We start from the raw sequence: 26258 nt of genomic DNA, 5'->3' as shown, positions 1-26258 counted from the left end.
ATCGGTTAGGAACTCAAGAGGTCTTATATGAACGGCTTGCAGGCATACCAGCGTGTTAATAATCAAACAAGCACAATTGATGCGGATCCTCATCGATTGATTCAGCTGCTATACAATGGTGCTATTGAACGCATCAATATGGCAAAGGCCCGTATGCAGGCTAAAGACGCGGCCGGCAAGGGGCAGTTGATCGGGAAAGCCATTGATATCATCGGCGGCCTTCGCAGCTTCCTGGATTTTGAGAAAGGCGGTGAGTTGGCGCCGAGACTGGAAGCCCTTTATGACTACATGGAGCGGACGTTGCTTCAGGCTAGCGCAAAAAATGATGTAGAAAAGCTTGATGAGGTTTTATCTCTCCTTCACTCCATCAAAGAAGGCTGGGATGGAATTCGTGAAGAAGCTGTTGGGCAACAGCGCGCCGGCTGAGTTCGCGAATCCCTCGCTGGAAGTGAGGATCAGATGAGCTTAATCATCTGGTCCTTACGCCGACCTGGGCCCTCCTAATACCCCGGCGCAATAGCCATTCCCCCCGCTCTCCCGTACAATACGGCCCTTATTTTCAACACATCCATTCTGTTCAGTCTGGAGCAAGGGCATGTCTGATATCAAAAAGGTGGTGCTGGCCTATTCTGGTGGCCTGGATACTTCCGTTATCGTTCGGTGGTTGCAGGATACCTACAACTGTGAGGTGGTGACCTTCACCGCCGACATCGGCCAGGGCGAGGAAGTTGAACCGGCGCGGGCGAAAGCCGAGGCGTTGGGCGTTAAGGAAATCTACATCGAGGACCTGCGCGAGGAGTTTGTGCGCGATTACGTGTTCCCGATGTTCCGCGCAAACACCATCTACGAGGGTGAGTACCTGCTGGGTACGTCCATTGCCCGTCCTCTGATTGCCAAGCGTCTGATCGATATCGCCAATGAGACCGGCGCCGATGCGATTTCTCACGGTGCGACCGGCAAGGGCAACGACCAGGTTCGTTTCGAGCTGGGTGCCTACGCGTTGAAGCCGGGTGTGAAGGTGATTGCGCCCTGGCGTGAGTGGGATCTGAACTCCCGTGAGAAGCTCCTGAAGTACTGCGAAGAGCGCAATATTCCGGTGGAAATGAAGAAGGGCAAGAGCCCGTACTCCATGGATGCCAACCTGCTGCACATCTCTTACGAAGGCATCAACCTGGAAGATCCCTGGGCGGAAGCCGAGGAAGATATGTGGCGCTGGAGTGTGTCTCCGGAGAACGCGCCGGATGAGCCGACCTACGTTGAACTGACCTACAAGAAGGGCGACATTGTTGCCATCGACGGTCAGGATATGAAGCCCCACGTGGTTCTGGAAACCCTAAACAAGCTGGCGGGTGCCAACGGCATTGGCCGTCTCGATATTGTCGAGAACCGCTACGTGGGCATGAAGTCCCGCGGCTGTTACGAAACCCCGGGCGGTACCATCATGCTGCGTGCCCACCGTGCCATCGAATCAATCACCCTGGATCGCGAAGTGGCACACCTGAAAGACAGCATCATGCCGCGCTACGCCGAGGTGATCTACAACGGTTACTGGTGGTCGCCGGAGCGTGAGGCGCTGCAGGCGCTGATCGATCAGACTCAGAACTATGTAAACGGTACTGTTCGTCTGAAGCTCTATAAGGGCAATGTGGATGTGGTTGGCCGCAAGTCTGAGGATTCTCTGTTCGATGAGAAGATTGCCACCTTTGAGGAAGATCAGGGTGCGTACGATCAGAAGGATGCGGAGGGCTTCATCAAGCTGAACGCCCTGCGTCTGCGAATCGCTGCTGGCAAAGGCCGCAAGCTTTAAGTCTGCTCGACGGACGCCCGGAATTCTCCGGGCGTCTTCCCCGTCACTGCTTTGAACTTCCTGTGAAACGACGTGGTTTCACTATATCCCAGCCTTAGCGCAATATCTGGAATGGCCAACTCGCTGTTTCGTAGATAATCCTCTGCCATTTTTTGCCGCACTTCGTCCAGCAGTTTCTGGTAAGAGACCCCTTCCTGGCCGAGTTTTCTTTGAAGGGTCCGGCTGGTCATCCCCAGGTCTTCGGCCACCATGTCTTGCCGGGTTATGCCGTGCATGAGCTGTTGTTGGATGCTGTGACGGACCTTCGAAGTCAGGTCGCTGTCGGTATCCAGGGACGCCAGCTGACTCAGGGCATGGGCTTCCAGCGTTTTGCGGAGCAGGGGGTCTGGTTGCCGCAGGCGGGTCTCCAGCAGGGTTTTCTTTAAGGTAATGCTGTCTTCATCGGCGGAAAAGGTGACCGGGCAGTGCCAGCGCTCCCGGTAGGCCGTTTCAAATTCGGAACCCGGCGAGGATCGGCGAAGTTTTACCGAGCTTGGTGATGCTTCCTGATTGTCTGCAAGCCAGCGGGCGTAGTTCACCCAGGAGGCGAACACGTTATCCACCAGTTGCGGCCGAACCACAGGGTCGGTGTAGTTGCAGTTCCAGGTCAGTTTGATGTCGTCGCCTTTCATGGCGAGGCTGGTGGTTCCCATATCTCCGACGAGTTTTTCAAACGGTGCAATGCGTGCTACGGCTTCGCCGAGGGTGGCGCAGCTCATGGTGATGTAGCCAAGTACGCTGTAGGAGCCGGGTTGGACAAAATCGCCGGTTTCCAGGCCCAGGATCGGGTTGCCGGTTTGTTCGCACAGTAAATGAATAAAGTACTGGAACTGCTCACCGTTGATGCGGCCGTCGTCGGTGTCGAGGATGTTCTGGTCCAGTCCGGCCTGGTCGAAAAGGCGGTTGATATTCACGCCGGCGGATTCGGCGGCACGAACGTATTGGCGCAGGGCGGCGACAGAGGCGGTTCCGAGGGTTTTCATGGTTACAGCACTGTTTTTGGAATCGTTATAGCGGGAGTATAACGGAACTGGTGCGGAAACGTCTGGGGCAGAAAATAAAAAGGCCAGCTAAAAAGCTGGCCTAAAAAACAAGGAAAGAACGAAAGTGCCTGAAAAATTCGTTAATCCGGTGGATTCGATTCCCCATATGGCGGCGGAGGTACTACTCGGCTCCTCCGCCATGGGGGATACTGCTTAAATCCACAATTGCAGAATAAGTCTTCCGAGCCTTCCTGTCTGTTTGTGAAGTGTGTATCAGTGTTACCGAGTGTGTCGCCCCTTCAGGCGGTCGCTCCAATCTCCGGCGCAGTCTCGGTAAACCGTCGGGTATCGTACGCATCCACCAGCCCTTGCACCGCGGCCCGTTCCATATCCTGGATTGAGGGCGTGCCGTTCTGGGCGTCGGCTTTGCACAGCACCATGCCGGCTTCCACGGAAATATAACCTGCTGTGGTTTTCAGGGCCTTGTGGTTGATGCCGTCGAACACGCGCCGGAAGGCGGTGGTGGTGCAGTGGTCGCTGTTCGGGAAGTAGGCAATGATGGCGAACTGGTTGTCGCCCACTCGGCACAAGGCGTCGATGGGACGAATCAGGGTGCTCAGCCGGCGGGCGATGCCGATGGCCAGTTCACTCATGACCGTGGGCGGGTGCTTGCGTTTGAGCTCCTGCCAGTTGCGAATACCGCACAGTACATAGGCAGAGGCACCGCCCCGGGATTCAGCATGGCGTAGCGTCTTGGTCAGTCGCTCGCGACCGTATTTGGTGTTGCAGAGGCCGGTTTCCAGATCAATGATGTTGGTGGATTCCAGTTCCCGGTTGTTCTCGATCAGCAGAGAGTTGGCCCGTAGCAGGGTGTTCTGGCGGTCAGCCATTCGGTCTGCTGCGAAGATGCGGGGGATCAGCTGCTTGGTCATGTCGGACTTGTAGATGAAATCATCCACGCCCCGGTCGAAGGCTTCAGAGAGGGCTTCGACGCTCTCCCGGGCGGTGAGCAGGATCACGTAGGTGTAGTGATTGTTCTGCTCGTCCTGTTGTCGCACCTGGTCGGTGAGCTCAAGGCCATCCATCTCGGGCATCAGCCAGTCCGCAATCAACACACTAACCGGGCGCTGCTCGATCAGCTTGAGGGCTTCCGGTGCGTTGTTCACGATGCGCACGTCGCGATATCCGGCATTTCGCAGCGTGCGGCCAACCACCATACTGCTGAATTTCGCGTCGTCTACTACGAGGATGGGAAGGTCCAGATTGGGCATTGTTATCTACTTTTACCAGTCCGTTGTCAGGTGCGGGAGATGCCGGGGGTTGGTATCATCCCCAGCAAATTGAAGAAGTATACCTTCTTACTCTGTTGGAGAATAACGACCATGCCTTCTTTTGACATTGTTTCAGAAATCGATATGCACGAAGTGACCAATGCGGTCGACCAGGCCAAGCGGGAACTGGGCAATCGCTGGGACTTCAAAAACGTTGAAGCCGACATTGAGCTGGACGACAAGGGTATAACCATCAGTGCCGAGCAGGAGTTCCAGCTGGAGCAGTTGCTGGATATGCTGCGGATGGCGTTTGCCAAGCGGAATATCGATGCCCGCGCCCTGGCAGAGGACGGAGACAGCAAGTCTGGCAAGCTGGTCAAGCAGCACCTGCTATTGAAGCAGGGCATTGAGACCGATATGGCCAAGAAGATTGTGAAGATGATCAAGGATCAGAAGATGAAGGTCCAGGCCAGTATCCAGGGCGATAAAGTGCGGGTGACCGGCAAGAAGCGTGATGATCTTCAGGGAGCCATCGCCATGTTGCGCGAGGCTGAGCTGGATATCCCGCTTCAGTTCAATAATTTCCGCGACTGATCCGGAGGCTTTACCATCTTAACCGGCACCCGCCTGACCCTGATTCGGGATACGCTCTACACCTACACCCGGTGGCAGGTGATCGCCCTGTTGTTCCTGGGGTTTTCGGCGGGTCTGCCGTTCCTGCTGGTGTTTTCCACGCTTAATGCGCGGCTGGCAGATGTCGGGGTGGAAACGGCTACCATCGGTTTCTTCAGCTGGCTAGGCATAACTTATTCCATCAAGGTGTTCTGGGCGCCGGTAGTGGACCGTCTGAAACTGCCTCTGCTGGACCGGCTGCTGGGCAAGCGGCGAAGCTGGATTATCTTTGCGCAGGCGGGTATTGCCACGGGGCTTTACCTGATGGCTCAAGTGGATGCCACGGCAGCGCCGGAAATGATGGCTCTGTGTGGCCTGCTGGTGGCTTTCTCCTCAGCTACCCAGGATGTGGCCATTGATGCTTACCGTATCGAGATTGCCGAGGAACGGTTGCAAGCCGCCTTGGCTGCAACCTATATCTTTGGCTACCGGCTGGCGCTTCTGGTGGCCGGCGCCGGTGCCCTTTACCTGGCGGAATTCTGGTCCTGGCAGGTGTCCTATGAGGTAATGGCCGCCCTGGTAGGCGTTGGCGCGCTGACGGTGTTGATTGTTCGCGAGCCCAGCGTAAACCACTTTGCCGCCGCCCAGGACATTGCTCACAAGATTGAGAATGAAGCCGCCAAGCTAACCCATCTGAATCCCCGCGTAGCGAGACTGGTTGGATGGTTCTACGCCGCCGTCGCCGGCCCTTTCCTGGACTTCTTCCGCCGGTACAAAGAACTGGCCTTCATTATTCTGCTTATGGTTGCCGTCTATCGGATCTCCGACATCGCCATGGGCGTGATGGCCAATCCGTTCTACCTGGATTTTATGGGGTTCAGCAAAACCCAGGTGGCGGACGTGACCAAGATCTTCGGTTTCTTCATGACCATCGCCGGCTCGCTGGTGGGTGGGGTTATGGTGGTTCGCTACGGCGTTCGCCGGATTCTTCTGCTGGGGGCGATCATGACCGCCGCCACCAACCTTCTGTTTGTCGTTCTGGCCCAGTACCCGCCCAACATCGTCACCCTGGCCGCAGTGGTTAGCGCCGATAACCTCAGTGGCGGCATTGCCAACGTGGCTCTCATTGCCTGGCTCTCCAGCATGACCAGTGCCTCATTTACCGCTACCCAGTATGCTCTGTTCAGTTCGCTGATGACCCTGCCAGGCAAGTTCATCGGTGGTTTCTCAGGCATAGTTGTGGCTGGTTTCGGTTACGCAGAGTTCTTCCTGGTGGCCGGCATCATGGGTGTGCCGGCCATCCTGTTGGCCATTTTTATGATTCGACATGGTGATCGATTGGATGCGTTAGCGCCTCGACATGAATCAAAGCCTGACGCAGAAGCGGTGAGTTCCTGATGTCCGAACCAACCAAAGACCAGAAAATCTGGCAAGTGGTACTGGCCGTCCCGAAGGGTCGGGTGGTCAGTTACGGGCAAGTTGCAGAGATGGCTGGATTGGGTCGTCAGGCCCGGTATATCGGAAAGGCCTTGGGTAAGCTGCCAGAAGGCCATGTCGTGCCGTGGTATCGAGTTATTCGTAGTAACGGCCAGATTGCCTTTCCCGTTGGGTCCGAGAAATTTGAAGAGCAGGTTAGCCGTCTTGAGGCCGAGGGTGTTGAGGTCGTTGATGGACGAGTATCGATGTCTCGATTCCGTTGGTAATGGGGCGCTCCGGGCGCCCCATTCAGTGGTTGTTCAACCGGTTAGAGCCTGAGGGCTCCATCCACTTCAATCATCCGCCCTGACACATAGTCGTTCTCAAAGATGAACGCGGCCGCCGAGGCAATTTCTTCCGGCTTGCCCATGCGCTTGAGCGGAATGCCTGCGGTCATTTTCTCCAGGGCTTCAGGCTTCATGGAAGCTGTCATTTCGGTCTCGATGAAGCCCGGGGCGATGCCGGCACAGCGAATGCCGTAACGGGCGAGCTCTTTGGCCCACACGGGAACCAGGGCGGAGACCCCAGCTTTGGCGGCGGAGTAGTTGCTCTGGCCCATGTTGCCGGCACGTGAAATGGAGGCGATGTTGATGATCGCGCCCTGGTCGCCGTTTTTAATCATCTGGGTCGCAGCTTCCCGGCCGCAGAGAAACACGCCGGTGAGGTTGACGTCGATTACGGCCTGCCACTGGGACAGCTCCATACGGCGCTCGACTTCGCCATCCTTCACTTTGACCATCAGACCGTCCCGGAGGATACCGGCGTTGTTGACCAGGCCATTGAGGTGGCCGAAATCTTTTACGATGGCTTCAAAGGTTTTTTCAACATCTTCTTCTTTGGCGACGTTGCAAACGTAGCTTCTTGCTTCGGAGCCGGCGGCTTTGCACGCGGCAACCGCTTCGTCCAGTTTTTCCGGCATCAGGTCGATCAGCGCGACTTTGGCACCTTTGGCGGCAAGGTATTCGCCCATGGCACGGCCAAGGCCCTGGCCGCCGCCGGTAATTGCAATCACGGAATCTTGAAGTTTCATGTTTTGCCCTAACTACTGTTATCAGGTGGTTTTACGGTTGCTGTGCGTCTTTTTGCCCTCGGCCTTCCGGCTTGGGTGCTGGCACCAGTGACACCGGGCCTCCGTGGAACCGCTACAAGCACGTCCATGTGCGCTTGTTTCCGGCCATCCTTGGCCTCCAACATTCCACGGAGGCCCGGTGTCACTGATGCGTTGAGCCATGTGCATGGCTTCTTGTTAGAAACTGAAGGGCTGCGAGTATACCAGACCTTCTGAAATTCCTGCTCAGACCCTGAGGTCCCGATGTCCGTGTTTCTTTTTCTCTTTATCATCATGCCAATCGCCGAGATGGCGGTTCTGATCCAGGTCGGCGGCATGATTGGTGTGCTTAATACCATCGGGCTGGTTCTGCTGACTGCCGTGATCGGTGCGTGGCTGCTTCGCCAGCAGGGCCTTGCCACGCTATTGAAGGCCAATCAGCGGCTGAACAGTGGGGAATTGCCGGCCAGGGAGGTTGCCGAGGGGCTGATTCTGGCCATTGGCGGCGCCTTGCTGCTGACGCCGGGTTTTATCACCGATACGGTCGGTTTTCTGTGCCTGATTCCCGGGTCCCGTCACTGGCTGGCAGCCCAGGCGCTCAAGCGTATGGTTGTAGCTGGGCAAAGCCGGAGCAGCAGCTTCTATTTCCGTGCCGGCGGCGGGTCGAACCCTTTCGGGCAGGATCCGTTCGGTGGCCGCGAAAATCCCTTCGGTCGGCAACGCCCGTTTGACAGGGACAGCAACGGCGACATCATAGAAGGCGAGTATCAGGACGAGACGGAATCCGATCGGGACCGGATCGAAAAAAAGTGAAAAAATTTCTCTCCGGGGTGTTGAAAACACCTACCCCCTACCCCAAATAGGAACCACAAGTTCGCTGCAGGCTGATTTCCACTGAAAACAGTTGGTTATCCAGCCGGGCAATTTGTCGGGTCCGGTTTTGCCGATCCGACCAACATCAACAATGTCATTGCCACATTAATCTGACTATTGGAGAAACCGAGCAATGAAAATTCGTCCGCTACACGATCGTGTTGTCGTGCGCCGTAAGGAAGAAGAAGAGAAAACTGCGGGTGGCATCGTGCTGCCGGGTAACGCCAAAGAGAAGCCTTCCCAGGGTGAGGTGATTGCCGTTGGTAACGGTCGCATTCTGGAAAACGGCGAAACCCGCTCACTGGCGGTCAAGGTGGGTGACACCGTGGTCTTCGGCCAGTACGCCGGTAACACCGTCAAGATCGACGGCGAAGAGCTCCTCATCATGAGCGAGAGCGACATTTACGGCGTGCTTGAGTGATCGCTGAGGCGAATCGCACGAACTCTCATTAATCCGATTAATTCAGTTACTTCGGTTTAACGAACAGGAATAGAAGACATGGCAGCAAAAGACGTTAAATTCGGTGATAGCGCGCGGAAGCGCATGGTCGCGGGCGTCAACGTTCTGGCAGACGCGGTTAAAGTGACCCTCGGCCCGAAAGGCCGTAACGTGGTTCTGGAAAAGTCCTTCGGCGCGCCGACCATCACCAAAGATGGTGTTTCCGTGGCCAAGGAAATCGAGCTGGCTGACAAGTTCGAGAACATGGGCGCCCAGATGGTGAAAGAAGTGGCTTCCCAGGCCAACGACACGGCTGGTGACGGTACCACTACTGCAACTGTTCTGGCCCAGTCCATCGTTAACGAGGGCGTGAAGGCCGTTACTGCCGGCATGAACCCGATGGATCTGAAACGCGGCATCGACAAGGCCACGACCGAAGCGGTCAAAGCGATCCGCGAGATGGCCAAGCCCTGCGACGACAGCAAGATGATTGCCCAGGTAGGCACCATCTCTGCCAACGGCGACGAGACCATCGGCAAGATCATCGCCGACGCGATGGAAAAGGTTGGCAAGGAAGGCGTCATTACCGTCGAAGAAGGCCGTGGCCTGGAAGACGAGCTGGACGTGGTTGAAGGTATGCAGTTCGACCGTGGCTTCCTGTCTCCGTACTTCATCAACAACCAGGACAACATGTCTGCCGAGCTGGAAGACCCTTACATCCTGCTGGTCGACAAGAAAATTTCCAACATCCGCGAGCTGTTGCCGGTGCTGGAAGCTGTAGCCAAGGCTGGCAAGCCGCTGCAGATCATCGCTGAGGACATCGAAGGCGAAGCGCTTGCAACTCTGGTCGTGAACAACATGCGTGGCATCGTGAAAGTCAACGCTGTTAAGGCGCCTGGCTTTGGTGATCGTCGCAAGGAAATGCTGCAGGACATCGCGATCCTCTCCGGTGGTACCGTGATTTCTGAAGAAGTCGGCCTGACGCTCGAGAACACCACCCTGGATGATCTTGGCACAGCCAAGCGTGTCAATGTCACCAAGGAAAACACCACCATCATCGGCGGTGCGGGTGCACAGGCGGACATCGAAGCTCGCGTTGAGCAGATCCGGAAGCAGATCGAAGACAGCTCTTCCGATTACGACAAGGAGAAGCTGCAGGAGCGTGTTGCCAAGCTGGCTGGAGGTGTTGCCGTCATCAAGGTTGGTGCCGGTTCCGAAGTGGAAATGAAAGAGAAGAAGGCCCGCGTTGAAGATGCGCTGCACTCCACCCGCGCTGCGGTTGAAGAGGGCATTGTGCCGGGCGGCGGCGTTACCTTGATCCGCGCTATTGCGGCTCTGGACAAGGTAGATGCCATCAACGAAGAGCAGAAAGCCGGTGTGAACATCCTGCGCCGTGCCATGGAAGCTCCGCTGCGCCAGATCGTGTACAACGCAGGCGGTGAGTCTTCTGTGGTGGTTGCCAAGGTTCGTGAAGGCGAAGGCTCTTTCGGCTTCAACGCCTCTACTGAGCAGTATGGCGACATGCTGGAAATGGGTATTCTGGATCCTGCCAAGGTTACCCGTTCCGCGCTGCAGGCGGCTGCTTCCGTTGCTTCCCTGATCATCACCACCGAGGCGATGGTTGCGGATGAGCCGGAAGACGAAAAGGCCGGCGGCGGTATGCCGGACATGGGTGGCATGGGCGGCATGGGAGGCATGGGTGGCATGATGTAATGCCGGCCTGATCCCAGGCGCTCCGAAGTTTTGGGGCGCTGCCCGATCACCACTGAAAACCCCGCGTTGGTTCACGCCAACGCGGGGTTTTTGTTTTTTTTGTCATGAACTTGGGCAATGCCTTTGCTAGACTCGGCTTCCGGTCCATTATCTGTGCAACGCCGAATGAGTGACGCTGAACCCAAAACTTTTCTTCGCCCCGGCAAGGTGTTTCTGCTCCTGCTGCTGGGCGCTCTGGTTTATCTGCTGTCACTGGTCTTTCTGGTACCTGCTGGGTGGGTCTGGCAGCAGGCTTCTGCTCACGTTTCTTTGCCGCCCCAGGTTCAGGTGCGACAGGTTGCCGGAAAAGTATGGGACGGTGAGGCCGGGGTTGTGGTTGCCGGCTTCCCGCTGCGTGTTGACTGGCGTCTTCACATGCCAAAGGTCTCCGGCCTGAAATGGCCAATGACAATTTCTGTCGAGTCGTCACAATCCTCGCTTAATGGCGATGTTACGATTGGCTGGCCTGCCAGTGCGCAGCTGGATGCGAGTGGGCGGGTCATGGTAGCCGAGTTTGAAGACCTGATTCGCCAGAGTGGCGGTGCAATGATCGAAGGCGAGGTGATGATCGACCGGCTGACTATGGCCTGGGCCGATAACCGGATTACCCGCGCTGAAGGCCTGGGGCGCTGGGATGGCGGTCTGGTGACCTGGCCCATGGGCGACCAGCGGGGCCGGGCGGAGTTTCCGCCCATGCAGGCCACTATGGATACCACCCAGGGGGGTGTTGCCCTGAGCGTTTCCGAACAGGGTGGGCAGGGGCCGGCGGCAGATGCCACGGTGTTCTGGAACGGAATGCTGGAACTGCGTGTCTACAAGCGAATGGTGGACTTGGCAGGTCAGCCCTGGCCGGATTCTGCCAGCCCCGGCGATGTGGTGTTCCGGGTGCGCCAGCCTCTTGTCCCGGGGGCGCGATAGTATGGCCATGTTAAGTACCCCGGCCCAGCGCCGGATTTCGCGGACTCTGGCGAACCTGTTGTTGCTGGTATTGGTGGTGTATCTGGCTGTCGCGCTCGCCCGGATGACCTGGCTGTTCGCCTGGGAGGACAGGCCGGTCCCAAGTGCGCCAGCGTCGAACCGTGCGGGTAACATGGCCGGGAGCAGCGGTCTGACGACTTCCATGGCCGTTTACGATTTCTTCGGGCGTTCGGAGCAGCCGGTTCAGGTGGCGGAAGCCGTTCGCCGCTCGGCTCCGGAAACCCGCCTTCGACTTCGGCTCGAAGGGGTGCTGGTAGCGCAGCGCCCGGAGGACTCCGGTGCTATAGTTGCTGGAAGCAATGGTGAAACGGCGTATTACCGGGTCGGGGAAATGTTGCCCGGGAACGCCGAGCTTGCCGAAGTCGAACCCGGTCGAATTCTGATTCGTCGGGGCGGACGGTACGAGACCCTGACATTTGAGGAACAGGTGTCTTCAGATCTGGTTGCAGAAGTAACTGCCGAGCCGGCAGAATCAGGACCGGATGAGTTTCTGGCCAGCGCCCGCGAACAGATTGATAGCCAGGGCATTGCTGCTCTCGCGCCTTTCGGGTTGAGTCCGGTGGATGACAGCGGCATGTCTGGGTACGTATACGACGGCTCCAATGCCATGCTGAATGCTGTCAACCTGCAGGCCGGTGACGTGATAACGGCGATCAACGGCCAGCGACTGGGTGATATCAATCAGGACAAGGCCCTGCTTGAGAACTGGCGCGGTCAGGCACAGTTGGAGATCGAAATCGAGCGTGACGGATCCATCCTCACCATAAGTTATGCCATACCCGAACAGTGGCGCTGATCGGGTTCATTGAAACAGGACGAAATCGCCAGATGTATAACCACAAGATCAATCTTTTGCGGGCTATTGTCCTGCTTGTTCTCCTGCCCTTTATGTCCATGGCGCACGGGCAGGAAGCCGAGACATGGCGGCTGAATCTCAAGGACGCCGATATCCGCGCCTTCGTGACCCAGGTGGCCGATATTACCGGGTACAGTTTTGTGGTGGATCCCAGGGTGAAGGGCAAGGTAACCGTGCTCTCCAGCGCGCCCATGAACAAGGATGAGATTTACGACCTGTTCCTGGCGGTCCTGAACGTCCACGGATTTACGGCCATTCCTGGCGAAGAAGTGATCAAAGTGGTGCAGCAGGTTGACGCCAAGCAGTCGGCGGAGATTCTGGAGCGGTTTCCGGAAACGCCCTCGGAACAGCTGATCACCCGGGTCATACAGATTGATAACGCAAATGCCCTGGAGCTGGTCCCGATTCTTCGCCCACTGGTGGCCAAGTATGGCCACCTGGCCGGGGTAGCCGCCGCCAACGCTCTGATCATCAGCGATCATTCTTCCAACATCCAGCGAATCGAGCAGATTGTTCGGGAACTGGATAGCCCCTCCAAGTACGAAGTGGAAGTTATCCAGCTCCAGGAAGCCTGGGTCGGTGATATGGTGACGCTGCTGCAGGAACTGGCTCCGGATGAGCTCGGTCGGACCGGCGCTGACAGTGCCGCGAGAAAATACAGCGTAACCGCCGATGAGCGCAGTAACCGACTTATTCTTCGGGGCGATGAAACCTTCCGGGACAAGATGCGCGGCCTTATCCGGCAACTGGATCAGCCTTCGGCAACCGGCGGTACCACCAAGGTGCTGCGACTGAAGCACGCCGATGCCAAGAATCTCACTGAAATTCTCAAAGGTGTGATGGGCGAGCTGGTCAAAGAAGGTTCAGGATCAGGGGGCTCCGCTGGTGGCTCACGGCCGCAGAGCAATTTCGCGGTTTTCGCCGATGAAGGGCTGAACGCCCTGGTGGTGCGTGGCGAGCCGTCCCTGATGCAGGAAGCCGAACAGATTGTGGCCGCTCTGGATGTGCGTCGTGCCCAGGTGATGATTGAGGCGGCCATTGTCGAGATCAGTGACGAGCTGGGCCAGGATCTGGGCGTTCAGGTTGCCGTGGGTGACGAGTCCGGCGAATCCACACCGGTTGCCGGTACCAACTTCGGCAACGTGGGTCGCAGTCTGGGCGAGGTACTCAGCGCGATTCTGACCGAGTCCGCCATCACCCCCGCAGTAGGTGGAATCACCGTCGGCGCCGGCCAGCGGAACGAGGATGGTGTGAGTTGGGGAATTCTCCTGCAGGCTCTGTCCACTTCCGCAGCAGCCAACCTGCTGTCCACGCCCAGCATCATTACCCTGGACAATCAGGAATCGGAAATCATTGTGGGGCAGAACGTGCCGTTCCGAACTGGCCAGTCAACAGTCACCGGCGATGGCACCACCAACCCGTTTACCACCATCGAGCGTCGTGATATTGGCCTGACCCTCAAGGTTACCCCGACCATCAGCGCCGATGGCCTGGTACGTCTGGTGGTAGAGCAGACCACGGAGAACGTGGCGGACAGTATCGAGGACGCCTCGGATATCGTTACCAACAAGCGGGAAATCAAGACTACGGTACTCGCAGATGACGGCGAGACCATCGTCCTGGGCGGTTTGACCCGGGATGATTACCAGGTCAACAAGAGCAAGGTGCCCCTGCTGGGTGATATTCCGTTCATCGGGCGCCTGTTCTCATCGGAATCGGAGCGTCGGGTCAAGCGTAACCTGCTGGTGTTCCTGCGCCCGAAAATTATGTTGGGCAAAGAGGAGGCCGTTGCAGCAACCTCCGACAAATTCGATCAGCTATGGGACGTGAATTTGAACATCCGGGAAAAACTGGGTGTCCCGACGGAAGAACAGCGCCCGACGGTGGACGCGCTGTTCGAAGGCGGGAGCTCCCGAGTCCAGTAATCCCTCAGACAGCCAGTGGCGGCATCGGACAGTCCATCTGATCCGCCACCAGGCGCATCAACTCATACTCCCGCGTTTCCACCTTGCCGTCGCGGGTGATGCAGTACCCGCAGGCATCAATGATCGCCGGTTTCAGCAAAGGCGAGAGGCCGTTTAGGGCCGTTAAGGCCTCTCTTAGCTGGCGCATGGTGACTTTCTCCAGAACCGGCTCATTGCCATCCTTCGCATTCATGAAGCCTGCCATGGCTTCCCGATAAAGCTTCTCGGCGTCAGCCTGGGACGCAGACCCCGCCCTTGCCATCAGGCTCAGAAGTCGCTGGAGGGCCGGCATGACCGGTTTGTAGCTCTTGTAGCGAACCGGAACCACTCTGGCTGCCTCATCGCCCAGATGGCGGGACAGGAAACTGGTCAAGGCGAGTTCGAACAGGGTGACCCGATTATCCGCCGCAACCAGCTTCTGGACATTGGTAATCAGCATCTCCCGTTCTTCCGGATCCAGCTTGCGCAGCGCCGGCATAGCAAGTTCCAGGGCAGGAAAACGGACGCCCTCCCCGATGGTTTTCAGTGCGGGTAAGAGCTTTTCCAGCAGGTCCGGCTGGCTGCCCAATACCGGGTGAGCCGGCAGCAGGTTCAGTCGTTCCTCCTGCTGCGGTCGCGGCAATTCACAGATCAGCATGGCGTAACAAAGTTGTGAGGCTCCGGCCCGGGTGTACAGCAGGTTCCGGAAAGTGGCTGGCAGTCGCTCCAGAAAGCGCAGCGCGAAGTCTTCGCTGTGCCGGTTGATGGTTCCAACCTGGTCTGAGAATTTCCGCCCCGGCTTGATCGGCGCCTCCGGGCTCGACGCCAGGGGCGAGGTTCTCCCACTCTTGCCGGTGACCGGTCCAAGGATGTCGGATGCCGCTCCGGTGAATCTCGATGCGCCGGTTTCAGGCGCTGGTGCGGAGCTGCGGTAGAGGTCGGCGCCGGGCTCGGTGTCCCTCAGCCGGCTGCGCAATCTGGCTAGCATGCCGGGCTGGATGGCATTGATGCGCTCGTCGATGGGCGGATGGGAGGCCAGCAGGGAGGTAAACTTCATCCGGGCACTTTCGCCGAAACACATGTGGTTCATGTCGCTTGCGTGGCTGGTGGTGTCCAGGTAGCCGCCCTTCATGCCGATCTTGAACAGTGCGCCGGCGATGCCTTCGGGGTTGCGGGTAAACTGCACGGACGAGGCATCGGCCAGCATCTCTCGCTGCCTGGAGACGGCCGCCTGTATGAGCCGGCCAAAGAAAACCCCCACATAGCCGATCACGAACAGCGCCAGGCCGATAATGCCCATGGCCGCCTGAGCCCTTCCGTCTCGGGATCGACCCATCCTGTGGCCACGATAAAAGGAAGCTCGAAGCAGGAACCCGCCAATCTGACCGATCATCAGGATGCCTGCGAGCAAAGCAATGAGCCGAACGTTGAGCCGCATGTCCCCGTTGAAAATATGGCTGAACTCGTGGGCGACCACGCCTTGCAGTTCGTCCCGGGATAGCTGGGTGATGGCTCCGTGAGTGACGACCATGACGGCTTCGCCGGGAGTGTAGCCTGCCACGAAGGCATTGATACCGGTTTCCTGGTCCATCACGTAAAGTTCCGGTACAGACACACCGCTGGCAATGGCCATTTCCTCGACAATATTGCGCAGTTTACGTTCGTCACTGTCCCGGGTATCCGGATCAATCGGTCGTGCGCCAACCATTTTGGCAACCCGGTCGCCGCCGCCGGCAAGGTCGACCCAGCGGAGCAGAGAGCCAAGAACAATCAGCCCGACAACGGTAACGGCCGTTAAAAGGCCATGGTTGGAGAGCAGCCAGTGGTGGAAGGCGAGGCCTGAGGATTCACTGCGGGTTACAAAATACCCTACGAGGCAGACGGCGAGCGTAATAAACGCAACCGCCGTCAGGAAAAGGAAGACCAGCAGACTGGTGTTGCGCCGGGCATGGGCCTGGCGCTGAAAGAAACCGGGATGAGCCATGCCTCAGGGCCTCAGAAGGCCACTTTCGGTGCCTGACGGGCTTCCGGTGATTCCAGTTCCAGTTGCGACGTTTCCTTGAACGCGAACATGCCGGCAACGATGTTGTTGGGGAACTGCTCCCGGAAGATGTTGTAGCTCATCACGCCGTCATTGTAGGCCTGGCGAGCAAAGGCGACACGGTTCTCGGTGCTGGAGAGTTCTTCCATCAGTTGCTGGATGGTTTCGTTGGCCTTCAGCTCCGGGTAGTTCTCGGCCACGGCGTAAAAGTTGGCAAGTGCCTTGGTCAGCAGGTTTTCCGCGCTGCCAAGTCGCTGGATCTTGGTGCCATCGCCAGGATCCTTGGCGGCATCTTTTTGGGCGCTGACCGCATTGTTGCGGGCTTCCATCACCTGGGTGAGGGTGGTTTTCTCATGGGTAAGATAGGCCTTTGCCGCTTCCACCAGGTTCGGGATCAGGTCGTGCCGGCGCTGCAGCTGAACGTCAATCTGGGCAAACCCGTTCTTGAACTGGTTACGGAGGGAAACCAGACGGTTGTAGATAAAGACCAGGTAGAAAACAACGACGGCAATGACAATCAGGCCGATAACGGTGGTTCCCATGGCAACTCCTCAGGGTAATGGGTCAGGCGTTATTTTCCACGATTTGCTCGTGGAAACCTTTTACGAAGGTCTCAAATTCATGCGGCGGCAGCGGCTTGCTGAAAAAATAACCCTGAGCCAGCTGACAACCGCGCTGGCTCAGATAGTATTCCTGTTCTGCCGTTTCCACACCCTCTGCAACCACCGACAGGTTCAGGCTCTTGCCGAGATCGATAATGGTGTTGGCGATTCGGGTGTCTTCTTCGTTGACAAGTAGATCCTGGATAAACTGTTTGTCGATCTTCAGGTGTTGAACCGGCATCTGCTTCAGGTAGGTGAGAGAAGAGTAGCCGGTGCCGAAGTCGTCCACTGCGATGCTTATCCCGGCTCTGTTCAGCCTGTGGAGTTTGGCCACGGCATCAGAGAGGTTGGTCATGAAGCTGGTTTCGGTCACCTCAAGCTCCAGCCGCCCGGCAGGAATCTTGTGTCTTCGCAGGGTATCGAGAATGTCATCGACGATGGTTTCCTGGCGCAGCTGTACTGCCGAAAGGTTAACGGCAATACGCAGTGGCGTTCCATCGGATGCCCATCGAGCCGCCTGCCAGCAGGCCTGGTCCAGGACCCATTGGCCGATTTCAACGATAGACCCATTCGCTTCGGCGACAGGTATGAATGTGTCGGGAGGCACCATACCCCGAGTCGGGTGTTCCCAACGGAGTAGCGCCTCAGCCCCGATCACCCGTTTGCTCTCCAGGTTGATCTGAGGCTGGTAAACCAGATGCAGCTGATGGTTGGCGAGTGCCTGGGACAGGTCCTTTTCCAGCTGCTTCCTGTCGCGGATTTCCTGGTCAATGCTGGCGACGTAGAACTGGAAGTGGTTATGGCCGTTCTGCTTGGCCAGGGTCATGGTCTGTTCGGCACTCTGGAGCAGACGGTCTGCCTGGTTGGTGTCAGACGGGTACAGTGCAACCCCCATGGTGGCCGTCATGGAAATGCTCTGATCTTCCACAAGCATGGGTGCGCTGATGCAGGCAAGAATTCGCTCGGCCGTGTCTGCTGCCTGGAAGCCGTCCCGGAGTCCTTTCTGCACAATTACGAACTGATCGCTGCCAAGACGCGCAATGGTAAAGCGGGCGTTGTCCAGTTTGTTGGTCAGCCGGTCTGCGACCGTCTGCAGGATTAGATCGCCAGAGCGGAACCCGCACTGCTCATTCACCGATTTGAAGTCGTCGATGCCGCAGACAATCAGAGACAGTTGTGAGTGGCGTTTGTTGGCCTCCTCAATGTCCCGTATCAGCAATTCCATAAAGGTATCCCGACTGGGCAGGCCGGTAAGCTGATCGTAGCGGGAGAGACGGCTAACCCGATCCTCCGCCTCGCGATGACGTTTCTGGCTGTCACCAATGGCGACCAAAAGATTATTCGTGGCGTTTACCCACAGACCCAGTTCGTCGCTCTGATGGCCGGGTGGCGTTGTGACCAGGCGGTCGTCCGGGTGGGCTGGGTCTACCTGTTTCACGGAACTGACAATCCGCAGCAGAGGGCGCGTCAGGAGCAGATGGAAGACATAAAACAGCACCATCCCGAGGATGAGGGCCGTCGCTATGCCAGAAGCGAAGGTGACCGCCGCCCTGTCCAGCCAGGTGCGCGCTGCCGGTGCTGTATCGTAGTGAACATCCAGATAACCATAGACGTCTTCTGGATTACCTTCCCGGAATAGGGGTTCGCGGAAGAGGCGTTCATCATCGAAGAAGGGGTCAGTAACCGGGCGAAACGCGGTTTGCTGCAACGGGCGGTCGCGATTGCCCAGTGGCTCGCCGTCTGGATGAACGATTCGGGCCGTGTGCACCGCTTCCTTGGCGAAGAGACCGTCAACGACCTGTTGGGCGAGCTCGGCATCGATGCTGAATACTGCCTGGGTGGCGGCGTCTTTTACCATCGCGATGGTCTGCTCAGCGTCGCTGTCCAGCCCCGTGGACACGCGCTGGGCATCCAGGATGACCTGTATGGTGCTGACAATAACGCCACTGACAAGGGCTACGGCAAGAATCCACCGTAAGATTCGATAGCCCAGGCGATGTTCAACCTCGAAGGAGTTTTGCATTCAAGCCTGTCTTGTTCCGGTTATGCAAGGCGAGCGTTCCGCACTGTTTCAGGGCGAAAATGTCGCACTTCGGGTGATGTGCTTGGGGCCTCACCCTGATTGTTGGTGCTAAGTATGGTTCAGAGTTCCGATATCTTCATGGAGTATCGGCGATTTTTTCAAAGATTTCAGGGTGTGCTTGTATCAAATTGTAATTGCTCAGGTATGACAGACACAAAAACGCCCGCCAGGGGCGGGCGTTTTAACACAGTGCAGTGTTTGCAGTCTGTGTCTGGAGGCAGGGCTTCGATCAAGCCAGGTTTTCGTTCACGAAATCCCAGTTGACCAGGTTCCAGAAAGCTTCCAGATAGTTCGGACGGGAGTTGCGGTAGTCAATGTAGTAAGCGTGCTCCCAAACGTCGACGGTCAGCACCGGCTTGTCGGCGCCGGTCAGCGGCGTTTCCGCATTGCTGGTGTTAACGATGGCAACGCTGCCGTCGGCTTTCTTCACCAGCCAGGTCCAGCCAGAACCAAAGTTGTTGGCGGCCTTGTCGTTAAATTCTTTTTTGAAGTCTTCGAAAGAACCGAACGCCTTCTCGATGGCTTCCTTGGCTGCGCCGGTCGGCTCACCGCCGCCGTTCGGGCTCAGGCAGTGCCAGTAGAAGGTGTGGTTCCAAACCTGTGCGGCGTTGTTGAACAGCGGGCCGCTGGCGCTCTTGATAATGTCTTCAAGAGACTTGTTGGCGTTATCAGTACCTTCGATCAGGCCATTGAGCTTGGTGACGTAGGTGTTGTGGTGCTTGCCGTAATGGTACTCAAGAGTTTCCTGAGAGATGTGCGGTTCCAGTGCGTTCTTTTCATAAGGCAGTGCGGGAAGTTCAAATGCCATGAGGTCGTTCTCCCTGTCTCTCTGTTTATGTGGATGTTCACTCGCCCAATATAAGGGCGCTTTGAGCTATATCAACCCTTTGCTGTCAAAGAACTTTTAAACTCGGGGCTGCCGGGCAGGAACTGCGCACAGTTCTTAACCCGCCAAACCAGTTCCTCGTAGCTGTCGGCCAGTATGTTCACATGGCCCAGCTTCCGGCCCGGTCGTTCCCCCTTATTGTAGAGGTGAACGTGCGCGTAGGGCAGTTCAAGGATGCGCTCGATCTCGCCATGCTCGCCAATAATATTGATCATACAACTGAGGCCACGGGGTGCCACGTTGCCCAGCGGGTGGCCACTGACCGCTCGAATGTGGTTCTCGAACTGGCTCGTCATCGCGCCCTCGATGGTCCAGTGCCCGGAGTTATGAACCCGTGGGGCCATTTCATTGGCCACCAGACCGTCGGCTGTTTCGAAAAGCTCGAGGGTTAATACGCCGACATAGTTCAATTCGTTCAGTAGTGCCTTTATGTAGCGCTCCGCATCTTCCTGCACATGCTTTTCGAGTTTTGGCGCCGGTGCAATCGAGTACCGCAGAATCCCCTCGTGGTGAGTGTTCTCAGCCATCGGGTAGAACGCCAGTTCGCCGTCCTCAGCGCGCACTGCAATAATCGATACTTCCCGGCGGAAGTCGACAAACTTTTCCACGATCAGGCGGGGGTGGCCAATGGACGCCCATGCAGCCTCTGCTTCCTCGGGCGTTCGTAGCACAGCCTGGCCCTTGCCGTCATAACCTTCGGTGTTGGACTTCGCCACCACCGGGCAGCCAAGCTCCTCGGCAGCGGCTTTCAGTGAGGCTGCGCTGTCGGCAATCTTCCACTTTGGTGTAGGAATGCCCAACTGACCGAAAAGGGTCTTCTCTGCTTCCCGGTTCTGGCACACCTGTAATGCCCGGGGGCAGGGATGCACTGGTTTGTGGGCGGCAATCTTCTCCGCCACCTCGACCGGCAGGTGTTCAAACTCGTAGGTAACGCGATCGACGCGAGAGAGGAAGTCATCCAGGTATTCGCCGTCCCGGTCGATGATGACCTCACCAAGGCCGGCACTGGGGCTGCCAGACATGTCATAGAAAACAAAGGTCTTGGCCAGTGGGTATCCGGCCAGTGCCAGCATTCTTCCGAGTTGGCCGGCGCCCAGTACACCAATTCTCATTTATGTTCTCCTGCCTCTGTCGGCATTTTGCAAAAGTATGGGAAGCGGGCGGGACCTTGTGTCCAAAACTGTTGAGGGCCAGGGACGGCACGAAACAAGCGCACATGGATGTGCTCGTAGCGTGTTTTGGACACAAGGTCCCGCCTGCTTCTTTCTCCCAATGTTGCGTTACTGGTCCCGAGGGTCGGGATTCTCCAGAATCGTTTCGGTCTGTGTGGCCCGGAACTGTTCCACAGCCTTGCGGACATTATCGTCTGAGGTGCCGATAATCTGTGCCGCCAGCAGACCCGCGTTGGTGGCCCCGGCTTTGCCAATGGCCAGGGTGCCGACGGCAATGCCACCCGGCATCTGGACGATGGACAGTAGCGAATCCAGGCCGTTCAGGGCTTTGGACTGAACAGGTACACCCAGGACCGGCAGGGCGGTTTGTGAAGCAACCATGCCCGGCAGATGCGCGGCGCCGCCAGCGCCGGCGATAATAACCTTCAGGCCACGGTCTGCGGCGGTTTTGGCGTACTCAAACAACAGATCCGGGGTGCGGTGGGCCGAGACGACTTTGGTTTCATAGGGCACGCCGAGTTTTTCGAGCATGTTGGCGGCGTGTTCCATGGTGGGCCAGTCGGATTTGGAGCCCATGATGAGTCCTACAAGCGGCTGCATATGCAACAGTCCTGTGATAATTGGAAAGCCGGCCATTGTATGTTTTGCCTACCTACCATGCAACAAAGCCTGGTGCAGGTCGTGGTTGGCATTTCTTTTCCAGAAACCGCTACGAGCACTTCCATGTGCGCTTGACTGAAGCCATCCCTGGCTTCAGACATTTCTGGAAAAGAAATCCCAACCACGCCCCATAGCTCAGTGTGGTCCGCCAATAACACGCCTTTATTTCACCCTGCTTATAAGTACAGGTATTATCGGACCTTATTGTTTTAACCGTCCATAGTCAGGAGCTGTAATGGAACCCATTCGTCCAGATGATGATGAGCTGAGGGCTGAACGACCGATTGGTAGTGCCGAGCCGAAAAAGCCTGCCGAGAAAAAGTCCAGGCCATCGTCCGGTGGGAAAGGCGAAACGTCGGCGCCAGCGAAGCCTCCCAAAGGGCGCAAAGGCGGTAACGGCGGCAGTGGTCGTGGCAGCTCGGCCATGCTTTGGGTGCTCTTGATCGTGCTGGCCGTGGCGGGCGGTGCCGGTTGGTATTCCCAGGAGCAGCGGGTTCAGGCATTGGAAGGGCAGCTTGAGGAGGCAGATTACTGGGCTCGTCAGAGCAAGCTGGCGCTGGCCCGGTTTGAGGGGGAACTTTCGGAAACGGGGGAGAACCTGCAGGAGCGGGGAGCGACTCTGGAGGAGCAGATCGCGGCGCACACCAAGCGCCTGGATACGGCAGACAGTGAGATCCGGAAGCTTTGGGCCATTGCAAATGAGCGCAACAAGAAGCGTCTGGATGATCAGCAGGAGCGGATTGCTGCGTTGGAATCCGGTCTTGCGGAAGGGAAACAGGCCATTGGTGCACTTGAGGCATCGGTAGAGAAGGCCCGGTCGTCGCTTTCTGCCGATATTGCCGCTTTGAAACAACAGACGGAGACGTCGATAACGGCACTACAGGAGGCCAGCCGGCAGGCAACGGATCAGTTGACGAAACTGAGTCAGCAACTGGCGGATGTGGATCAGGTGATCGAGAGCCGTATCCGGCGATTCGAGCAGGAGCAGAAGCTTGGAATCAGTGGTATGGAGGGGCGGATTTCGGCTCTGGAGCGGGAGACGGATGAGCTGGCCGGCGATGGCCGGGTTCAGGCACTCCGGAACGAGGTGGCCAGTCTGAAGCGAACAGTCGAGTCGATCGATGCTTCCCGTTCACAGCTGACTTCCCGCCTGGTTCGGCTGTCTGAAGAAGTGAACCAGCTGCGGAGCCAGGTCAGCGGGCAGTAATTGTCCCGCAAGGCGTTTCGGTCATTGCATTTCGGGTTTTGTAACGGTTTGTAGCCATCCCTTGCGGTAGCTCTCATTTCTGGCGATTTGCAGTTGTTATGATCAGGCAACTCGCAATCAGGATGAAGAGTTAACAACAATGAAAACCCGAGTGCCTTCCGTTTTTCCCTTGCTCCGGCCGTTGGTCGCGTTACTTCTGTTGCTGGCGGTGTCCGGGTGTACGGTTTATCAGTCCATTGGTAAAAGCGTCGGTTCGTTCCTGCACCCGGTTTCCGGCCATGATTTCGTCCACATTGATAACGACAGCTGGGACCGGCGCAACGCCGTGCTGTACTTCTATCGGACCCATTCCCAGTGGGCTGCAGATGAGATCGAAGCCCCAAGTGTCTACATAGACGATACCCACTATTTCAACATCCGTAACGACAGCTTCACCTGGCTGGAGGTGAGCCCCGGGGAGCGCCATATCGCCATGCGCCGACCGCTGCTGGGGCTGGAGGGAATGAACTCCTTCAGTCTGAGCCTGATCGCCGATGCCACGCTGGAAGTCGAGCCCGGAAAGATTTATTACCTGCGTTATAACGAGCTCTCCGAGCCGGGCCAGCGACACCCTGATCTGGATCCGGACCACCCGCTGACACAGGGTGACCTGCAGCTGGTGACCCGGGAATACGCCATGCAGGCAGATGAGATCGTTTCCACTCGATTCCTCAACAGTGATCTATTGGCGCCGAACCACGCTGCAACTTCGATTGTGGAAGTGAATGAAGACATGGATTACGAGCGGCAACTGGTGTTGCTGGAAGAGGAGCGGGAGCTTGAGATCGAGCGGATGAAGGAAGAAGGCAAGTACGAATCCGCTTCCTGGTTCTGGCCATTCGGTGGTGGCCCCACCGTTCCCCTGGAGACAGATCAAAAGATTGAGCAACTGGAGCGGGAGTACGCGGAACTGGAGCAGGAGCGTGAGCGAAGGGAAGAGGCGGAATCCGGAGGTGGCTGGTGGATTTTCTGAGTGCTGACTACACTGACGTCAGGTGAAAAACGCGGGAAATTCAAAAACAATGGCTCTCAAGGATTCTCTTAAGCTCAGATTTGAAAAGCTGGCAGACGATGTTGTTCCCCAACTTCTCGATAGCTGGGGCGATCTGCAAAAAAGGCTGGATGACCTGAATTGTTCCCTGGCCAATCGGGCCGTGCCCGAAGACAGGCGCAGCCGTGTCAGCGAGTTGTCCCTTCAGGAGAAAGCCCAGCAGGCTGGGCAGGATCGTCCGGTTGTGCGAGCCGCCAAAACCTCTCGGCGGAAGTGAATTTGCTTAAAAACTGTACGCTTTTGAATGGCTTGCAGGTTTTTAAAGAAAATTCCGGGAAAATATTTGACACCGCCAGCCAAATGCTTAAAATGCGCCTCTCACTTGGTTGAGACAGCACTGCTGCCAAGCAAGTGAATGCCTTTTGAAAGGCTTGAAAGTGGGTGGTTAGCTCAGCTGGGAGAGCATCGCCCTTACAAGGCGAGGGTCACTGGTTCGATCCCAGTACCACCCACCACTTTCAAATGCATCACCGGATCACCCCATCCGGTTTCAGGTTCGAGCCCGAGGGCCGAATTGATGCGGAGCGGTAGTTCAGTTGGTTAGAATACCGGCCTGTCACGCCGGGGGTCGCGGGTTCGAGTCCCGTCCGCTCCGCCATTTTTATTTAGAAAGTATTCCCGGGTGGTTAGCTCAGCTGGGAGAGCATCGCCCTTACAAGGCGAGGGTCACTGGTTCGATCCCAGTACCACCCACCAAATTTCGAAAAAGGGCCGATCCGCAAGGATCGGCCCTTTTTTTATTTGCCAATCAACGATTGCCCGCAAACCCGCACAACATTGCCGTTCACTCCATTGGATGCCGGGCTGCAATACCAGGCGATGGCTTCTGCCACATCCACCGGCTGTCCGCCTTGGGAAAGGCTGTTCATCCGGCGACCCGCCTCGCGGATAGTGACCGGCATTGCTGCTGTCATCTGGGTTTCGATAAACCCGGGAGCAATCGCGTTGATGGTCACCCCGTTTTTCAGTTGCCGGGCCATGGCTTCCACGTATCCGATGACTCCGCATTTGGCGGTTGAGTAGTTGGTCTGCCCGAAGTTGCCAGCAATCCCGCTGATGGAGGAGATGCAGACAATGCGCCCGTTGTCTTTCATAAGCTCACGCTTGGCCAGTTCCTCGTCGATCAACTCTTCGGCGGTCAGGTTTACGGCGATGGTCATATCCCAGAAGTGTTCAGGCATGTTGCCCAGGGTCTTGTCGCGGGTAATTCCCGCATTGTGAATCACCAGGTCCACCCCGCCGAAATGCTCGTCGATAAAGTCGGCGATCAGTTTTGGTGCTTTGTCGTCGGTAATGTCGCAGGCCAGGGCCTTGCCCTTGATAGCGGATGTGACCTTTTGTAGATCTTCCATGGCTGGCGGAATATCCAGACCAATGACGGTCGCGCCGTCCCGTGCCAAGGTTTCTGCGATGGCGGCGCCTATGCCACGGGAGGCGCCCGTGACCAATGCTACCTTGCCGGTCAGCGGGGCGACGGGGTTGGTTGCCGGCGCCGCATCGCGTTTGCCGATCTTGACGACCTGGCCGGACACGTAGGCAGAGCGGGCAGACAGGAAGAATCGAACGCTGGAATCCAGTTGTTTCTCTGCCCCGGGCGCCATCCACAGCAGGTTTGCCGTTGAGCCTTTCTTGCCAATTTCCTTGCCCACGCTGCGAACAAATCCTTCCAGTGCCTGCTGAGCCGCGGCCTGGGGCGCTTTCCTGCAGGTGGCGGGGTTCTGGCCAACGACCAGAACGCGAGCGTTGCTGCCGAGCTTTTTGATGGTGGGGTGGAAAAAGTCGTAGAGCGCTCGAAGGTCGTCGGGGCCTTTCAGGCCAGAGGCGTCGAATACCAGGGCCGAGAATTTGTGGTCGATGTCCGACCCCAGGTCCAATGGTCGGGCTTTGTTGCCGGCTTTGGATGAATCGTTCAGGCGCTCGTTGCCGCTGGCATGGTGCAGTGTGGCGGCACTGGCGCTGAGGGTGCTGCCAATGGTTGCGATGGCTTTGCCACCGGCTGCGGCACCAATCAGCACGTCGCCCTCAATAAAGGGCTGGTCGGTGCGTTTGAGGCGTTTCAGGGGTACTGGCGCTGGCAGACCGAGGGATTGTGCGGCGGTTTTACCTACCGGGGTGTTTACTATTCTAAGATAGAGGTCAGACATGGTGGCTTCCTTGTTTTGCATTCGGGTTGCTGGATGCGAATCGTCCTACAGGGTAAAGAATCGGATAGTTTTTGGATTGACTCAATGCCTGTAGGGTGTTGTCAGGGGTGCCAATGAGGCAGTTCGGGTTGTCGCTAAACTGTCGACATTAACAACTCAGCCTGGGTGCAGGGAACATTGGGGGAAGGCTTCCCAGAACACGCCCGTGAATACGTCCCTGTAGGGCTCGGTCGCGCCATCCTTGGCGCTCCACGGTTCTGGGAAGCCTTCCCCCAATGTTCCCCCTGACATCACGG

The 26258-nt window shown here is 57.3% G+C and carries 24 protein-coding genes and 3 tRNA genes; 17 read left to right on the top strand and 10 right to left on the bottom strand.

Features of this window, described 5'->3' with window-relative positions; all coding sequences use genetic code 11:
• Positions 1 to 27 precede the first annotated feature (27 nt).
• Together fliS and GJU83_RS02970 are read left to right on the top strand one after the other, a co-directional pair.
• On the top strand, positions 28 to 426 hold the full coding sequence (gene fliS, locus GJU83_RS02975; protein ID WP_014577671.1) for a flagellar export chaperone FliS: 399 nt from the start codon (positions 28 to 30) through the stop codon (positions 424 to 426).
• A gap of 169 nt (positions 427 to 595) precedes the next feature.
• Complete coding sequence (locus GJU83_RS02970; RefSeq protein ID WP_153633645.1) at positions 596 to 1807, top strand: argininosuccinate synthase; 1212 nt, start codon at positions 596 to 598, stop codon at positions 1805 to 1807.
• Here GJU83_RS02970 and GJU83_RS02965 read toward each other — a convergent pair.
• On the bottom strand, positions 1804 to 2829 hold the full coding sequence (locus tag GJU83_RS02965) for an AraC family transcriptional regulator (protein WP_153633644.1): 1026 nt from the start codon (positions 2827 to 2829) through the stop codon (positions 1804 to 1806). The genes GJU83_RS02970 and GJU83_RS02965 overlap by 4 nt on opposite strands.
• Positions 2830 to 3128: 299 nt before the next feature.
• Entirely contained in the window at positions 3129 to 4100 is a 972-nt protein-coding gene (locus tag GJU83_RS02960) for a response regulator (protein WP_069183149.1), read from the bottom strand.
• Positions 4101 to 4211: 111 nt separating this feature from the next.
• Between GJU83_RS02960 and GJU83_RS02955 the strand changes: the two genes are divergently transcribed.
• From GJU83_RS02955 to GJU83_RS02945, 3 genes are all read left to right on the top strand, one after another.
• Positions 4212 to 4694 (top strand): YajQ family cyclic di-GMP-binding protein, encoded by a 483-nt coding sequence (locus GJU83_RS02955; RefSeq protein WP_069183150.1) that lies wholly within the window; start codon positions 4212 to 4214, stop codon positions 4692 to 4694.
• Positions 4695 to 4772: 78 nt separating this feature from the next.
• Positions 4773 to 6110: an AmpG family muropeptide MFS transporter gene (locus tag GJU83_RS02950; protein WP_174805004.1), complete on the top strand. Its 1338-nt coding sequence runs from the start codon at positions 4773 to 4775 to the stop codon at positions 6108 to 6110.
• Positions 6110 to 6415 (top strand): MGMT family protein, encoded by a 306-nt coding sequence (locus GJU83_RS02945; RefSeq protein ID WP_069183151.1) that lies wholly within the window; start codon positions 6110 to 6112, stop codon positions 6413 to 6415. Before GJU83_RS02950 ends, GJU83_RS02945 begins: the two co-directional genes overlap by 1 nt.
• Before the next feature lie 41 nt (positions 6416 to 6456).
• Here the strand turns inward: GJU83_RS02945 and GJU83_RS02940 are convergent, their stop codons facing one another.
• The gene (locus tag GJU83_RS02940) at positions 6457 to 7218 is read right to left on the bottom strand and encodes an SDR family oxidoreductase (protein ID WP_153633643.1); all 762 of its coding nucleotides are present in this window, start codon (positions 7216 to 7218) and stop codon (positions 6457 to 6459) included.
• A 282-nt stretch (positions 7219 to 7500) separates the two neighbouring features.
• On the opposite strand from GJU83_RS02940, the gene GJU83_RS02935 reads away from it, so the two are divergent.
• The 6 genes from GJU83_RS02935 (at position 7501) to gspD (ending at position 14059) form a co-directional block, all read left to right on the top strand.
• Positions 7501 to 8049 carry an FxsA family protein gene (locus GJU83_RS02935; RefSeq protein WP_153633642.1) on the top strand — a complete coding sequence of 183 codons (549 nt, stop codon included), beginning with the start codon at positions 7501 to 7503 and terminating at the stop codon, positions 8047 to 8049.
• Positions 8050 to 8242: 193 nt separating this feature from the next.
• Complete coding sequence (groES, locus tag GJU83_RS02930; RefSeq protein WP_008171363.1) at positions 8243 to 8530, top strand: co-chaperone GroES; 288 nt, start codon at positions 8243 to 8245, stop codon at positions 8528 to 8530.
• A 78-nt stretch (positions 8531 to 8608) separates the two neighbouring features.
• Positions 8609 to 10261, top strand: a complete 1653-nt coding sequence (gene groL / locus GJU83_RS02925) for a chaperonin GroEL (RefSeq protein ID WP_153633641.1) — start codon at positions 8609 to 8611, stop codon at positions 10259 to 10261.
• 165 nt (positions 10262 to 10426) lie between these two features.
• The gene (gspN, locus tag GJU83_RS02920; RefSeq protein WP_153633640.1) at positions 10427 to 11218 is read left to right on the top strand and encodes a type II secretion system protein N; all 792 of its coding nucleotides are present in this window, start codon (positions 10427 to 10429) and stop codon (positions 11216 to 11218) included.
• A gap of 1 nt (position 11219) precedes the next feature.
• On the top strand, positions 11220 to 12074 hold the full coding sequence (locus tag GJU83_RS02915; protein WP_153633639.1) for a type II secretion system protein N: 855 nt from the start codon (positions 11220 to 11222) through the stop codon (positions 12072 to 12074).
• A gap of 32 nt (positions 12075 to 12106) precedes the next feature.
• Entirely contained in the window at positions 12107 to 14059 is a 1953-nt protein-coding gene (gene gspD, locus GJU83_RS02910) for a type II secretion system secretin GspD (RefSeq protein ID WP_153633638.1), read from the top strand.
• 4 nt (positions 14060 to 14063) lie between these two features.
• Here gspD and GJU83_RS02905 read toward each other — a convergent pair whose 3' ends face one another.
• The 6 genes from GJU83_RS02905 to purE form a co-directional block, all read right to left on the bottom strand.
• The gene (locus tag GJU83_RS02905; protein WP_153633637.1) at positions 14064 to 16061 is read right to left on the bottom strand and encodes a M48 family metallopeptidase; all 1998 of its coding nucleotides are present in this window, start codon (positions 16059 to 16061) and stop codon (positions 14064 to 14066) included.
• A gap of 11 nt (positions 16062 to 16072) precedes the next feature.
• Complete coding sequence (locus GJU83_RS02900; RefSeq protein WP_069183158.1) at positions 16073 to 16660, bottom strand: LemA family protein; 588 nt, start codon at positions 16658 to 16660, stop codon at positions 16073 to 16075.
• A 22-nt stretch (positions 16661 to 16682) separates the two neighbouring features.
• Complete coding sequence (locus GJU83_RS02895) at positions 16683 to 18743, bottom strand: putative bifunctional diguanylate cyclase/phosphodiesterase (RefSeq protein WP_153633636.1); 2061 nt, start codon at positions 18741 to 18743, stop codon at positions 16683 to 16685.
• 289 nt (positions 18744 to 19032) lie between these two features.
• Positions 19033 to 19611, bottom strand: coding sequence for a superoxide dismutase [Fe] (gene sodB, locus GJU83_RS02890; RefSeq protein ID WP_136631545.1), 579 nt, complete (start codon positions 19609 to 19611; stop codon positions 19033 to 19035).
• 71 nt (positions 19612 to 19682) lie between these two features.
• Positions 19683 to 20801: a 5-(carboxyamino)imidazole ribonucleotide synthase gene (locus GJU83_RS02885; RefSeq protein WP_153633635.1), complete on the bottom strand. Its 1119-nt coding sequence runs from the start codon at positions 20799 to 20801 to the stop codon at positions 19683 to 19685.
• 168 nt (positions 20802 to 20969) lie between these two features.
• Positions 20970 to 21461 carry a 5-(carboxyamino)imidazole ribonucleotide mutase gene (gene purE, locus GJU83_RS02880; RefSeq protein WP_153633634.1) on the bottom strand — a complete coding sequence of 164 codons (492 nt, stop codon included), beginning with the start codon at positions 21459 to 21461 and terminating at the stop codon, positions 20970 to 20972.
• Positions 21462 to 21756: 295 nt separating this feature from the next.
• Between purE and GJU83_RS02875 the strand changes: the two genes are divergently transcribed.
• The 6 genes from GJU83_RS02875 to GJU83_RS02850 all read left to right on the top strand — a co-directional run bounded on the left by GJU83_RS02875 (position 21757) and on the right by GJU83_RS02850 (position 24514).
• Positions 21757 to 22728 (top strand): hypothetical protein, encoded by a 972-nt coding sequence (locus tag GJU83_RS02875; RefSeq protein WP_153633633.1) that lies wholly within the window; start codon positions 21757 to 21759, stop codon positions 22726 to 22728.
• Positions 22729 to 22867: 139 nt separating this feature from the next.
• Complete coding sequence (locus GJU83_RS02870; protein ID WP_153633632.1) at positions 22868 to 23740, top strand: DUF2846 domain-containing protein; 873 nt, start codon at positions 22868 to 22870, stop codon at positions 23738 to 23740.
• A 49-nt stretch (positions 23741 to 23789) separates the two neighbouring features.
• A complete protein-coding gene (locus GJU83_RS02865; RefSeq protein WP_136631541.1) occupies positions 23790 to 24035 on the top strand; it encodes a hypothetical protein in 246 nt (81 codons plus the stop codon).
• 162 nt (positions 24036 to 24197) lie between these two features.
• Positions 24198 to 24273 (top strand) — tRNA-Val (locus tag GJU83_RS02860).
• 66 nt (positions 24274 to 24339) lie between these two features.
• Positions 24340 to 24416, top strand: a tRNA-Asp gene (locus GJU83_RS02855).
• A 22-nt stretch (positions 24417 to 24438) separates the two neighbouring features.
• Positions 24439 to 24514, top strand: a tRNA-Val gene (locus tag GJU83_RS02850).
• Between the two features lie 41 nt (positions 24515 to 24555).
• On the opposite strand, the gene GJU83_RS02845 is transcribed toward GJU83_RS02850, so the two are convergent.
• The gene (locus GJU83_RS02845; RefSeq protein ID WP_153633631.1) at positions 24556 to 25962 is read right to left on the bottom strand and encodes a 3-oxoacyl-ACP reductase; all 1407 of its coding nucleotides are present in this window, start codon (positions 25960 to 25962) and stop codon (positions 24556 to 24558) included.
• Positions 25963 to 26258 lie beyond the last annotated feature (296 nt).

Source organism: Marinobacter salsuginis, from assembly GCF_009617755.1.
Taxonomy (GTDB): domain Bacteria; phylum Pseudomonadota; class Gammaproteobacteria; order Pseudomonadales; family Oleiphilaceae; genus Marinobacter; species Marinobacter salsuginis.
This window is presented reverse-complemented; position numbering and strand designations above follow the sequence as displayed.

What these genes read in the sequence shown, in the direction of transcription:
- fliS (WP_014577671.1), top strand. Translation starts at nt 28, where the DNA reads ATGAACGGCTTGCAGGCATACCAGCGTGTTAATAATCAAACAAGCACA.
- GJU83_RS02970 (WP_153633645.1), top strand. Translation starts at nt 596, where the DNA reads ATGTCTGATATCAAAAAGGTGGTGCTGGCCTATTCTGGTGGCCTGGAT.
- GJU83_RS02965 (WP_153633644.1), bottom strand. Translation starts at nt 2,829, where the DNA reads ATGAAAACCCTCGGAACCGCCTCTGTCGCCGCCCTGCGCCAATACGTT.
- GJU83_RS02960 (WP_069183149.1), bottom strand. Translation starts at nt 4,100, where the DNA reads ATGCCCAATCTGGACCTTCCCATCCTCGTAGTAGACGACGCGAAATTC.
- GJU83_RS02955 (WP_069183150.1), top strand. Translation starts at nt 4,212, where the DNA reads ATGCCTTCTTTTGACATTGTTTCAGAAATCGATATGCACGAAGTGACC.
- GJU83_RS02945 (WP_069183151.1), top strand. Translation starts at nt 6,110, where the DNA reads ATGTCCGAACCAACCAAAGACCAGAAAATCTGGCAAGTGGTACTGGCC.
- GJU83_RS02940 (WP_153633643.1), bottom strand. Translation starts at nt 7,218, where the DNA reads ATGAAACTTCAAGATTCCGTGATTGCAATTACCGGCGGCGGCCAGGGC.
- GJU83_RS02935 (WP_153633642.1), top strand. Translation starts at nt 7,501, where the DNA reads ATGTCCGTGTTTCTTTTTCTCTTTATCATCATGCCAATCGCCGAGATG.
- groES (WP_008171363.1), top strand. Translation starts at nt 8,243, where the DNA reads ATGAAAATTCGTCCGCTACACGATCGTGTTGTCGTGCGCCGTAAGGAA.
- groL (WP_153633641.1), top strand. Translation starts at nt 8,609, where the DNA reads ATGGCAGCAAAAGACGTTAAATTCGGTGATAGCGCGCGGAAGCGCATG.
- gspN (WP_153633640.1), top strand. Translation starts at nt 10,427, where the DNA reads ATGAGTGACGCTGAACCCAAAACTTTTCTTCGCCCCGGCAAGGTGTTT.
- GJU83_RS02915 (WP_153633639.1), top strand. Translation starts at nt 11,220, where the DNA reads ATGGCCATGTTAAGTACCCCGGCCCAGCGCCGGATTTCGCGGACTCTG.
- gspD (WP_153633638.1), top strand. Translation starts at nt 12,107, where the DNA reads ATGTATAACCACAAGATCAATCTTTTGCGGGCTATTGTCCTGCTTGTT.
- GJU83_RS02905 (WP_153633637.1), bottom strand. Translation starts at nt 16,061, where the DNA reads ATGGCTCATCCCGGTTTCTTTCAGCGCCAGGCCCATGCCCGGCGCAAC.
- GJU83_RS02900 (WP_069183158.1), bottom strand. Translation starts at nt 16,660, where the DNA reads ATGGGAACCACCGTTATCGGCCTGATTGTCATTGCCGTCGTTGTTTTC.
- GJU83_RS02895 (WP_153633636.1), bottom strand. Translation starts at nt 18,743, where the DNA reads ATGCAAAACTCCTTCGAGGTTGAACATCGCCTGGGCTATCGAATCTTA.
- sodB (WP_136631545.1), bottom strand. Translation starts at nt 19,611, where the DNA reads ATGGCATTTGAACTTCCCGCACTGCCTTATGAAAAGAACGCACTGGAA.
- GJU83_RS02885 (WP_153633635.1), bottom strand. Translation starts at nt 20,801, where the DNA reads ATGAGAATTGGTGTACTGGGCGCCGGCCAACTCGGAAGAATGCTGGCA.
- purE (WP_153633634.1), bottom strand. Translation starts at nt 21,461, where the DNA reads ATGCAGCCGCTTGTAGGACTCATCATGGGCTCCAAATCCGACTGGCCC.
- GJU83_RS02875 (WP_153633633.1), top strand. Translation starts at nt 21,757, where the DNA reads ATGGAACCCATTCGTCCAGATGATGATGAGCTGAGGGCTGAACGACCG.
- GJU83_RS02870 (WP_153633632.1), top strand. Translation starts at nt 22,868, where the DNA reads ATGAAAACCCGAGTGCCTTCCGTTTTTCCCTTGCTCCGGCCGTTGGTC.
- GJU83_RS02865 (WP_136631541.1), top strand. Translation starts at nt 23,790, where the DNA reads ATGGCTCTCAAGGATTCTCTTAAGCTCAGATTTGAAAAGCTGGCAGAC.
- GJU83_RS02845 (WP_153633631.1), bottom strand. Translation starts at nt 25,962, where the DNA reads ATGTCTGACCTCTATCTTAGAATAGTAAACACCCCGGTAGGTAAAACC.